The sequence below is a fragment of the Bacteroides sp. CAG:633 genome (assembly GCF_000435115.1).
Taxonomy (GTDB): domain Bacteria; phylum Bacteroidota; class Bacteroidia; order Bacteroidales; family Bacteroidaceae; genus Bacteroides; species Bacteroides ndongoniae.
The window spans coordinates 59163-69905 of record NZ_FR883057.1 but is presented as its reverse complement, the minus strand read 5'-3'; the positions used below and the strand labels follow the sequence as shown (position 1 = coordinate 69905).

Below are 10743 nucleotides of genomic sequence, written 5' to 3'. Positions count from 1 at the left end.
AGTTTTAGAAGGATAATAGGCAAAATTGGCTGGAGAAGATTAACCAGGCTGTGAGTCAGACTGGCTAAGGATCGGGAAATAGAATATTGTACAGGCTGAATAAGTATATAAAAGTAACGCTGCCCTTGAAACCGTAATCTGATGAAGGAGAAGGGTTCAGTGGCAGCGTTGCCTTTCGTTTTTGTTTCTTGATTGATTCTACTGTAAGTGATCCACCGGAACGATATAAAGCGTGGATAATGCTTTACTCTATGACGTTGATTCTGGCTTTTTCTTTCAGCTTGATGTGCAGTTGGGCTTTTCCGCTCAGCGGAGTCCAGAGCACCTGGCGGCATTCATTTTTTTGCAAATAACAGTTAGGTTCGTATGAGCCGCTAAGGTGTTCGGTGTCGATATGGAATGAATCTGAGTCAACTGTCCACTCTGTGATAAAGTCAAGATTGAGATACAAGCTATCTACCTGTCCACTCTGGAAGTGCAAGGTAGGAGCCTTGGCTGAAAGGGATTTTATCTGGCAATCATTAATGATCGTTGTACCTTGGGTCTTGAACGCAAGTGAATCGCGGGATAGGTCGGCGAACTGTGTATGCATGTTATAGTTTTCTGAGATGATTTCCTCTACTCCTTGGGGAATATTCATTTGGATAGCTTCGGAACGTACTCTCAGCCATTTCATTTTTTGGTATTGTGGAGCCAGTTTGTCTGTCGGAAACGAGAAATAAATTTGGAGGGTGTCGCCTGCAGTCTTCCATTCCATGTAATTGTTTAATTCGGAAGTGTATGTCAGGCTGCCGGTCAGTGAATCGGTTGGGCCGATTTTCAGTGTTGTCTGGTCAAAGCTGACATACCTTTCTTCGAGATCCTTTGCTTCCACCTTCGACATCAAGTGTACAACTCTGCATTCGGGCATTTGTTTGCTTGTCCGTTCTCCTTTGATGTCTAAAAAGGATTCTTCCCAGGTGATACCTGTGCTGAAAATAGATGTCAGGGTGCCAATCACCAGTATTGCTCCGGCAAACAGCATTCCTATTATAATATATGTGGTACGTTTCATAATTCGTTTTCTTTATTTTTATTCTTTATAAACTCTTGATACATGGCCGAGAGTTCTTCAGGCTTAATGTCGAGGGTGTACATTTGCTTGAAGAAATAGTCGGCTTCTTCTTTCAGAAAATATTCGCGTCGTAGCGAAAGTATCAGTTTGGATGCGCCGGGTGAAACAAAGTAGCCGATGCCACGCTTGTTGTAGATGATTCCTTGCGATTGCAGGTAGTCGTACGAGCGCATAGTGGTATTGGCATTAACTTCCACCACAGCTGCATATTCTCTGACCGATGGTATGCGTTCGTCTTCCCCGTATTTTCCGAGTAATACTTCGTCGCAGATGCGGTCTGCAATTTGCAGATAGATGGCTTTGCTTTCTTTAAAATTCATGTTACCAGCGATTTATGATTTCTGATTCTTTGAAACGGAAATAAGCGAGCGTCCAGTTGAACAGGGCAATGAATGAACATAAGCTAATGACAACAAAACTGAAAGAATCTTCTGAGCTAAATATTCCGTTTGGTTCTTCTATATATTTTTCTGCAAAGATTTTTGCAACAATAACTCCTACCGTGATGTATGCAATGCTGATACACACAAGGGCTACGCAAGTATTGACAAACGAGCGTTTGGGCCAGATGACGCTGCCCAGAACAAAGAAAGATTGCAGGCAGAAATAAGCGGCTATGTTGATACTGATGCTTGATTTAGCCTGATAGAATCCCGATTTCAGAAAATAATCCCAGGGCACGGGAGCTATCGGTTCGATGTCCGGGTAGAAGATGTTGTAAATCACTACGCGTGTCCAGTCGGCCAGCTTGAATGCTATCAGAAAGCATACCAGAAAGGCAAAAGTATATATCAGCCATCGTGCGAGAAACTTTTCGAACATGGTGGCGGGTGTCATCAGGATGTTTATCCGTCCGGTTTTACTTTTCATCCGTTCCATGACGAAAGAAGCGCTCAGCATTCCCATGATATGTATGGCTATGACAAACAATGTCACTGTCATGTTCCACATGATGTCTTCGGAATAATGACTTCCGGGCAGTTCGCTTGAGTATTGCAAATAACCTCCCCATATCAGAATGATGGCCATGATGCCGTACATCATGACGAAACGGAGCAGGTTGGGGCGCCAGCTTTCCACCATCTCTTTGCGACAGATGCTGGCAAAGCGAGGCATGCTGAAAAAAGTATCTTTTATCATATTCTTTGCTATTTTGTGGGGTGAAACATCTTGGCAATCTGTTCCGGCAGGGACAGGGTTGCACCAAACAATAATTCCAGATTCAACTCAGTCTCTTCACCGTCTGTATTAGGCAACATCAGATAATTGCCCTGTATGGATGGCAGCGTGTATAGAGCCTGTGCGGCCAGCGTGCGGTCGTCGCTTTCTACAAACATGAATTTGTCGCAGATATCGCTTGTCGATGCATCAAGCAGAATGCGGCTGTTGTCTATAATCAGTACGTGGTCCAGTACCTTGTCTATATCGCGTACCTGATGGGTAGAAATCACAATGGTTCGTTCGTCCGACATGCCCGATGCGATGAATTTACGGAACTGGCTTTTGCCGGGGATGTCCAGACCATTGGTCGGCTCGTCCATCAGCAGAAGCGAAGTGTTGGTGGCAAGGGCGAAACTCATAAAGACTTTTTTCTTCTGTCCCATTGACAGGCTGCCCAGGTCAGTATCCAGATCCATTTCGAAGAAGTGCAGATACTTCACCATGTCTTCTTTGCTGAATTTCGGATAGAACGAACTGTTCAGTTCGATATAACTTACCAGTGAGATAGCCGGAAGCTGGAATTCTTCCGGAACCAGAAACATATCCTGTAAAGTGGCAGGTAACCGCCGGCGGACATTTAAGTCGTGAAACGTAACCTCTCCACTCTTCGGAGTAAGCAGACCTGCCATCAGGTAGAGCAGTGTAGATTTACCGGTACCGTTCTTGCCCAACAGCCCGTAGACCTTTCCTTTTTCCAGCGCAAGCGAGAAGTCGTGTAAGACTTCTTTTTTCTTGCGGTGATAGCTGAATGAAATGTTTTTTACTTGCAACATACCGTAATTTGTTTAAAGTCAGATGTCAGGCTCCAAGATACAAGTGCAGGCCTTATCAACCTGTATCTTTGCCTTTCCTTCTGCTGATTAAGTGTATTAGTATAATAGTACACTGCAAATATAAAGAGGATTTTTAGAAAAACAATAGTTCGCGCATAAAAAAGTTCTTTTTTGGGGGAACGTGGTATTGGAATGCGGTAGGGTTTTACGGCAGAAGGATACTTCCACCTTATTATAATAGGCAGTGGGGATGGGCAAGTGTATTGCTGAGGATTTTCTTATGTGGCAGGCAGATTGAGTGGCTCACTGCCCCACGAAAGGAAAGGAGGGATATAACAAAAAAGGTGGCCTTTGCGGGTCACCTTTCTTTCTATATTTAGTTGCGGAGGCCTGACTCGAACAGACGACCTTTGGGTTATGAGCCCAACGAGCTACCAACTGCTCCACTCCGCGATGTTTCTCATTTGCGAGTGCAAAGGTACGGATTTTATTTGAATATGCAAATTTTTTGCAGAATATTTTTTTTCTGGTTGATAATGGAGGCAATACTTGGGAAGATATTATCTGTATGAGCAGGCAAATTTTTTCAGACGAAGATGATGCGATGTTCAATGAGATTTGTCCGTATAAGCGTTGCTTCAATATGGGGCGAATTATAAATTCCATGTTTATCTGTGCCATCTGCGTCCGAAGCATGTATTTCAACTCCAGATTGGTATTAATTGCTTTATTTGTTTGTAATATATGCGGAAAAGTCTTACTTTTGCTCAAATTATTAAGCAATGTGCAATTAACCTATGACCGTATCGAAGACAAAAGCCAAGTTAGTGGATGTAGCTCGTCAGCTATTTGCAAAGATGGGGGTGGAGAATACCACGATGAATGATATCGCCCTCGCTTCCAAGAAAGGCCGACGTACGCTGTATACCTATTTTAAAAGTAAGGAAGACATCTACATGGCTGTTGTCGAGTCGGAACTCGATATCCTTTCGGACATGATGAAACGCGTAGTCGAGAAGGATATTTCGCCCGATCTGAAACTGATGGAAATGATTTATACCCATCTGGATGCGGTGAAAGAGGTGGTTTACCGTAACGGTACGTTGCGTGCCAATTTCTTCCGCGATATATGGCGGGTTGAGAAAGTCCGTAAGCGCTTCGATGCCAATGAAATATTGATTTTCAGGGATGTCTTGCGCGAAGGAATGGAGAAAGGCGTGTTCGATATCGACGATTTGGACATGACAGCCGAAATCATGCATTACAGTATAAAGGGTATTGAGGCACCTTATATTCGGGGGCATGTCGGTGCCAATCTGGACGATGATACGCGTGACCGTTATGTGACACGTCTGGTATTGGGTGCCTTGGGAAAGAAAGTATAATTATCAATCATTCATAAATCAATTACAATTATGGGATTATTAAATGGAAAAACAGCCCTTATCACCGGCGCCGCTCGTGGCATCGGTAAGGCTATCGCTCTGAAGTTTGCTCAAGAAGGAGCCAATATCGCTTTCACCGACCTGGTGATCGATGAAAATGCCGAAGCTACAGTTAAGGAAATTGAAGCGTTGGGTGTAAAGGCCAAAGGATATGCTTCGAATGCAGCCAGCTTCGAAGATACAGCTAAGGTTGTTGAAACTGTACACGCCGATTTTGGCCGCATTGATATTCTGGTTAACAATGCAGGTATCACTCGCGACGGTTTGATGATGCGTATGAGCGAACAACAATGGGATATGGTAATCAACGTCAACCTGAAGTCGGCGTTCAACTTTATCCATGCTTGTACTCCGATTATGATGCGTCAGAAAGCCGGTAGCATCATCAACATGGCTTCTGTAGTAGGTGTTCACGGTAATGCCGGACAGGCTAACTATTCTGCTTCGAAGGCAGGTATGATTGCTTTGGCCAAGTCTATCGCACAGGAACTCGGTTCGCGCGGTATCCGTGCCAATGCCATCGCTCCGGGCTTTATCATGACAGCTATGACCGATGCCCTGTCTGACGAGGTGAAGGCTGAATGGTGTAAGAAGATTCCTTTGCGTCGTGGCGGTACGCCCGAAGACGTGGCTAACATTGCTACCTTCCTGGCTTCCGATATGTCATCTTATGTATCCGGTCAGGTGATTCAGGTAGATGGTGGTATGAATATGTAATCAGTGCCTATGACTGTCCTGTACGAAGACAATCATATCATTATAGTCAATAAGACCGCTTCCGAGATTGTTCAGGGAGACAAGACCGGCGATACGCCGCTTTCGGAGATTGTCAAACAGTATCTGAAGGAAAAGTATCAGAAACCCGGCAACGTCTTTATCGGTGTGACCCACCGCTTGGACCGCCCCGTGAGCGGTCTTGTTGTTTTTGCCAAGACCAGTAAGGCGCTTGGACGTCTGAATGAGATGTTCAGAGTCGGCGAGGTGAAGAAAACTTATTGGGCCATTGTGAAGAACATGCCCCCTGAGCCGGAGGGCGAACTGGTGCATTACTTGGTGCGCAACGAGAAGCAGAACAAGAGCTATGCTTACGATTCAGAGAAACCCGGCAGCAAGAAAGCCATTCTGCACTATCGCCTGATAGGGCGTTCGGACAATTACTGTCTGCTCGAAGTCGATCTGAAGACCGGACGCCATCATCAGATTCGTTGCCAGCTGGCTAAGATGGGCTGTCCCATCCGTGGTGACTTGAAGTATGGCTTTCCGCGTTCCAATCCCGATGGAAGCATTTGTCTGCATGCACGTCGGGTCCGTTTTGTACATCCGGTTTCGAAAGAACTTATTGAGGTGGTAGCGCCTGTTCCCGATAGTAATTTGTGGCATGCCTTTCCGGCAGATATCTGATTGTCATTTCCGGTAGCAGATGATGCGCCGGTCGGATGAAAAATATAAAAGCCGTTCCCCAGAATAGACAAGGAGGGAACGGCTTTTATATAGCAGTGTGCTTACTATTATTCGGCGACCTTCGTTTGATGCTTGGTTTTGGGCGCCCCTGGCCACGACTGGCCAGAGACGCACCACCACAAACAAACATAAACAGGGCTGCTACTAATACTTTGTCATAATCTCATAAATTCATTTGCTTTTTTTAGATTCTATAATTTAGGTTTGGGCTTACTCTTTTCCTGTTTTGCTGTAGTTGTGGATGGGTGTATACATCTCACTACATTATTTTAATCTCAAAATACGTGCCAGATTCAGGATTCTTCTATAATTGGCTGATACTTAGATGAAAATGGAAAATAGGCGAAAAAATCCCAGTGTGGAAAAAGTGTGGAATTGTGGAAAAAGTGTGGAATAAGTCCACACTTTTTTAATCTGTGATATTATAAAGTTTCAGCTTGTTGTAGAGTGTTTTTCTATCAATGCCCAACAGTTGTGCCGCACGGCTCTTGTTGTTGCCAGTCTGTTGCAGGGCATGGATGATTTGCTGTTTTTCAGTTTCTTCGTTGCGCAGGGCCATGTTCGGCACGGGGGCAGCCTGCTCTTTTATTTCCTTCAGTTCGCTCAGTTCGTTCAGCGTGATGAATTTTCCCTGTGCTAGCAGGGTGGCGCGGCGCACAATGTTCTTCATCTGGCGCAGGTTGCCCGGCCAGTGATAGTCCAACAGGGCTTTCGAGGCCTTTTCGTCGAAGCCGATGAGCTGTTTGTCCATCTCGCGGTTGGCCTGATCCAGAAAGAAGTTAGCGAAGAGCAGGATGTCTTCGCGACGTTCTTTCAGCTGTGGCATGCGCAGGGTGAATTCGTTGATGCGGTGATACAGGTCTTCACGGAAAGAGCCTTTTTCGATGGCCTGTTCCAGATTTTCGTTGGTAGCTGTCACCAGACGGACATCTACGTTGATTTCCTTGTTTGAACCTACGGGACGGATTTTGCGCTCTTGCAGTGCACGCAACAGCTGAATCTGGACTTCGTAGCTTAGATTACCAACTTCGTCCAAAAAGATGGTTCCGCCATTGGCTGCAACAAAAGCTCCGGTCTTGTCGGTCAGTGCGCCGGTAAAAGCGCCTTTCACGTGGCCGAAAAACTCGGAGGCAGCAAGCTCCTTGGGTATGGAGCCGCAGTCGATAGCCACAAACGGTTGATCGGCCCGCTTGCTGAGCTGGTGAATGCGGTGGGCTACGTATTCTTTACCTGTTCCGCTTGCCCCATTGATAAGTACGGACATGTTGGTGGGTGCAACCAGTTTCACATAAGTGTACAGTTGCTTGGCCGCATCGCTTTCTCCTTCCAGAAAATCAGTATGGAAGGCCGAATGCTCTGTCCGGTTGGCTGGATGTTCTTTCTTCTCTTTGGTAGTTACGGGGTGATGGGTGGGGGCAGCCGGTGTACTGAGTGCTTCGTTTATTTTCTTCAGCAGTTCGTCCGGATTGATAGGTTTGGCCACGTAGTCGCATGCACCTAATTTCATCGCCTGTACGGCCGACTGGATGTCGGCATATCCGGTCATGATAATCAGGGGAATGGACTGGCCTTTTTCACCCAGCCATTTCAGCAAGTCTATGCCGTCGCGGTCGGGAAGTCGCAAATCGGACAATATCAGGTCGATGCATTCCGACTCACCGATGAGTTTTTGTGCACGGGCAATGCTGCTGGCCGAACTGACTTGGAATCCTTTCTTTCCGAGCCACGTTTTCAGCATCATGCCGTAAGTGATATCATCTTCTACGATCAATATTGACTTCATAGCCTTCTGTTTTACTTCTTTTAAAGTACAAAGGTAAGACGTTTTGCCCGAAAGTCGTATATTTGCAAACTTAATTTAAACAAAAAGTAAGATGAAAAAGCATTTTATACTATTATTAATATTACTGGTTGGCGGGCTGACCGCTTGCGGGCCGGGAAACAAGAAGAACAGAAGTATGGAAACAGAAACAAAGTTGAAGATTGAAACAAGTGTCGGTGACATTGTGGTGAAGCTCTATAATGAGACTCCGCAACATCGTGATAATTTTATCAAGCTGGCCGAGAACGGAACTTACGAAGGGACTCTTTTTCATCGTGTCATTAAGGATTTTATGATACAGGCCGGCGATCCGGAATCGAAGAATGCGCCGAAAGGAAAAATGCTTGGTTCGGGCGATGTTGGCTACACGATTCCTGCCGAGTTTGTCTATCCCAAATATTTCCATAAAAAAAGTGCTTTGTCGGCTGCCCGTCAGGGTGATAACGTGAATCCGCAGAAAGCTTCGTCGGGTTGTCAGTTCTATATCGTTACGGGTAAGGTATACAGTGACTCGGCTTTGCTGAGCATGGAACAGCAGATGGGACAGATGCGCTTGAACAATGCATTCAACGCCTTGGCACAAAAGCACATGAAGGAAATCTATAAGCTCCGTAAGAGCGGCGACCACGAAGGCTTGATGAACTTGCAGGATACCTTGATTGCACAGGCCGAAGCCGAGGTTGCCAAAATGCCCGAGTTCCGTTTTACGCCCGAGCAGGTAAAGGCTTACACAACCGTAGGAGGTACACCCCACCTGGACGGTGAATATACCGTGTTCGGTGAAGTGCTGGAAGGCATGGATGTAGTAGACAAAATCCAGAAAGTGAAGACCGACCGCAATGATCGTCCCGAAGAGGATGTGAAGATTATCAAAGTGGAAGTATTGGAATAAGTATAAAGCGGGAAAAGGGGAATGTTCAAGATCAACAGACATACGTTGGACAATGGTCTGCGGCTGGTGCATTACGAAGATGCCAGTACGCAGATGGTTGCGCTGAATATCGTCTATGATGTGGGTGCGCGCGACGAGCATCCGCAGCATACAGGCTTTGCGCATTTGTTCGAACACCTGATGTTTGGCGGATCGGTGAATATCCCCGATTACGATACTCCGCTTCAGCTGGCCGGCGGCGAGAACAATGCATGGACCAACAACGACATTACTAATTACTACCTCACAGTGCCCAAAGCCAATGTGGAAACCGGCTTCTGGCTGGAATCCGACCGTATGCTGGGGCTAGCCTTTAGCGAGCACAGTCTGGAGGTGCAGCGTGAGGTGGTGATGGAGGAATTCAAGCAGCGTTGTCTCAATCAGCCTTATGGTGACGTGGGACATCTGCTGCGTCCGTTGGCCTATCAGGTACATCCGTATCGCTGGCCCACTATCGGTAAGGAGCTTTCGCACATTGCACAGGCAACGCTGCAGGAAGTGGAAGATTTCTTTTACCGGTATTATGCACCCAACAATGCCGTACTTGCCGTGACGGGCAACATCTCGTGGGAAGAAACCCTACGGCTTGCCGAAAAGTGGTTCGCTCCTGTCCCTTACCGTCATGTACCGGAAAGGCATCTGCCCGCCGAACCCGAACAACAGGCGGAACGCAGACTGACGGTAGAACGCAATGTACCGTTGGATGCTTTGTTTATGGTCTATCACATGTGCAGTCGGGACGATGCCGACTACTATGCTTTCGACATCCTTTCGGATATCCTCAGCAACGGTCGTTCGAGCCGCCTGATCCGGCATCTTGTGCAGGAGCAGAACTTGTTTTCCAGTATCGATGCCTATATCAGTGGGTCGCGCGATGCCGGATTGTTTCATATTAGCGGAAAACCTGCTGCGGGTGTGTCACTTGAGCAGGCCGAGGCGGCTGTACGCAAGGAACTGGAACGGTTGCAGCAACAGCCCGTAGAGACTGCTGAATTGGAGAAGGTGAAGAACAAATTCGAGTCTACCCAGATATTCGGGAATATCAATTACTTGAATGTAGCTACCAACCTGGCCTGGTACGAGCTGACCGGACAGGCCGAGGACATCAACCGGACGGTGGAGCGTTATCGTGCGGTGACTTCCGGGCAGTTGCAGGCTGTGGCACGTCAGGCTTTCCGTCAGGAAAACTGTTCGGTGCTGCATTATCGGAAGGGATAGGCTTGCGCAATCTTTTATGTGCTTGCGAAACTTAAAGAACTTTTATTCTAAAAAGAGATAACCAATGAAACATTGGATGCAGACCTACGGTGGTCATTACCGTGCCCTTGTCCGTTTAGGTTTTCCCATTGTGGTAGGACAATTGGGCGTAATCATATTGGGATTTGCCGATACGTTGATGATAGGCCACCACAGTACAGAGGAACTGGGGGCGGCTTCGTTCGTGAACAATCTTTTCAACTTATGCATCATTTTCAGTACCGGTTTCAGTTATGGACTGACGCCTGTGGTGGGTGCGCTTTACGGTAACCGTCGTTTCCCCGAAGCCGGTCAGGCTTTGCTGTGCAGTCTGGTGGCCAATGCACTGGTAGCCGTACTGCTGACGCTGATTATGGGGGGACTCTATTTCAATATCGGGCGTTTAGGACAGCCCGAAGAGCTTTTGCCGCTTATCCGTCCTTACTACCTGGTGTTGCTTACTTCGCTGCTTTTTGTTCTGTTGTTCAACGGCTTCAAGCAGTTTACCGACGGTATTACCGACACAAAGACAGCTATGTGGCTGCTTCTGGGCGGCAACGCGTTGAACATTGCAGGCAATTACATTCTGATCAACGGTAAATTGGGACTACCCGAGCTGGGATTACTGGGTGCGGGGCTGAGTACGCTGTTTTCGCGTATCGTGATGGTGGTAGCATTTGCCCTTATCGTATGGCGCAGCCGCCGCTTTGCCCGCTACAGGGTAGGACTGTGGCGGTTGG

The 10743-nt window shown here is 46.9% G+C and carries 11 protein-coding genes and 1 tRNA gene; 6 read left to right on the top strand and 6 right to left on the bottom strand.

Translation table 11 applies throughout. The annotated features are described in order from the left end of the window. Positions 1-244: 244 nt before the first annotated feature. From QVP67_RS07165 to QVP67_RS07145, 5 genes are all read right to left on the bottom strand, one after another. A complete protein-coding gene (locus QVP67_RS07165) occupies positions 245-1054 on the bottom strand; it encodes a hypothetical protein (protein WP_022162886.1) in 810 nt (269 codons plus the stop codon). Continuing rightward, positions 1051-1434, bottom strand: a complete 384-nt coding sequence (locus QVP67_RS07160) for a GntR family transcriptional regulator (protein ID WP_022162885.1) — start codon at positions 1432-1434, stop codon at positions 1051-1053. Before QVP67_RS07160 ends, QVP67_RS07165 begins: the two co-directional genes overlap by 4 nt. Before the next feature lies 1 nt (position 1435). Continuing rightward, positions 1436-2254, bottom strand: coding sequence for a hypothetical protein (locus QVP67_RS07155; protein WP_022162884.1), 819 nt, complete (start codon positions 2252-2254; stop codon positions 1436-1438). 8 nt (positions 2255-2262) lie between these two features. Further along, on the bottom strand, positions 2263-3108 hold the full coding sequence (locus tag QVP67_RS07150; RefSeq protein ID WP_022162883.1) for an ABC transporter ATP-binding protein: 846 nt from the start codon (positions 3106-3108) through the stop codon (positions 2263-2265). A gap of 380 nt (positions 3109-3488) precedes the next feature. Next, positions 3489-3561 (bottom strand) — tRNA-Met (locus QVP67_RS07145). A 344-nt stretch (positions 3562-3905) separates the two neighbouring features. Between QVP67_RS07145 and QVP67_RS07140 the strand changes: the two genes are divergently transcribed. From QVP67_RS07140 to QVP67_RS07130, 3 genes are read left to right on the top strand one after another with little or no spacing between them, the layout of a single operon-like run. After that, positions 3906-4493 (top strand): TetR/AcrR family transcriptional regulator, encoded by a 588-nt coding sequence (locus QVP67_RS07140; protein ID WP_022162882.1) that lies wholly within the window; start codon positions 3906-3908, stop codon positions 4491-4493. Positions 4494-4523: 30 nt separating this feature from the next. Then, positions 4524-5270 carry a 3-oxoacyl-[acyl-carrier-protein] reductase gene (fabG, locus tag QVP67_RS07135; protein ID WP_022162881.1) on the top strand — a complete coding sequence of 249 codons (747 nt, stop codon included), beginning with the start codon at positions 4524-4526 and terminating at the stop codon, positions 5268-5270. Positions 5271-5279: 9 nt separating this feature from the next. After that, complete coding sequence (locus tag QVP67_RS07130) at positions 5280-5954, top strand: RluA family pseudouridine synthase (RefSeq protein WP_022162880.1); 675 nt, start codon at positions 5280-5282, stop codon at positions 5952-5954. 469 nt (positions 5955-6423) lie between these two features. Here the strand turns inward: QVP67_RS07130 and QVP67_RS07125 are convergent, their stop codons facing one another. Further along, positions 6424-7797 (bottom strand): sigma-54-dependent transcriptional regulator, encoded by a 1374-nt coding sequence (locus QVP67_RS07125; protein ID WP_022162879.1) that lies wholly within the window; start codon positions 7795-7797, stop codon positions 6424-6426. Between the two features lie 91 nt (positions 7798-7888). Here QVP67_RS07125 and QVP67_RS07120 point away from each other — a divergent pair, with 91 nt between their 5' ends. The 3 genes from QVP67_RS07120 to QVP67_RS07110 form a co-directional block, all read left to right on the top strand. Next, positions 7889-8728, top strand: coding sequence for a peptidylprolyl isomerase (locus tag QVP67_RS07120; protein WP_022162878.1), 840 nt, complete (start codon positions 7889-7891; stop codon positions 8726-8728). A gap of 21 nt (positions 8729-8749) precedes the next feature. Then, on the top strand, positions 8750-9985 hold the full coding sequence (locus QVP67_RS07115; protein WP_022162877.1) for a M16 family metallopeptidase: 1236 nt from the start codon (positions 8750-8752) through the stop codon (positions 9983-9985). Between the two features lie 64 nt (positions 9986-10049). Then, positions 10050-10743, top strand: a 694-nt coding sequence (locus QVP67_RS07110) for an MATE family efflux transporter (protein ID WP_288180000.1), incomplete at its 3' end; no start/stop codon positions are given.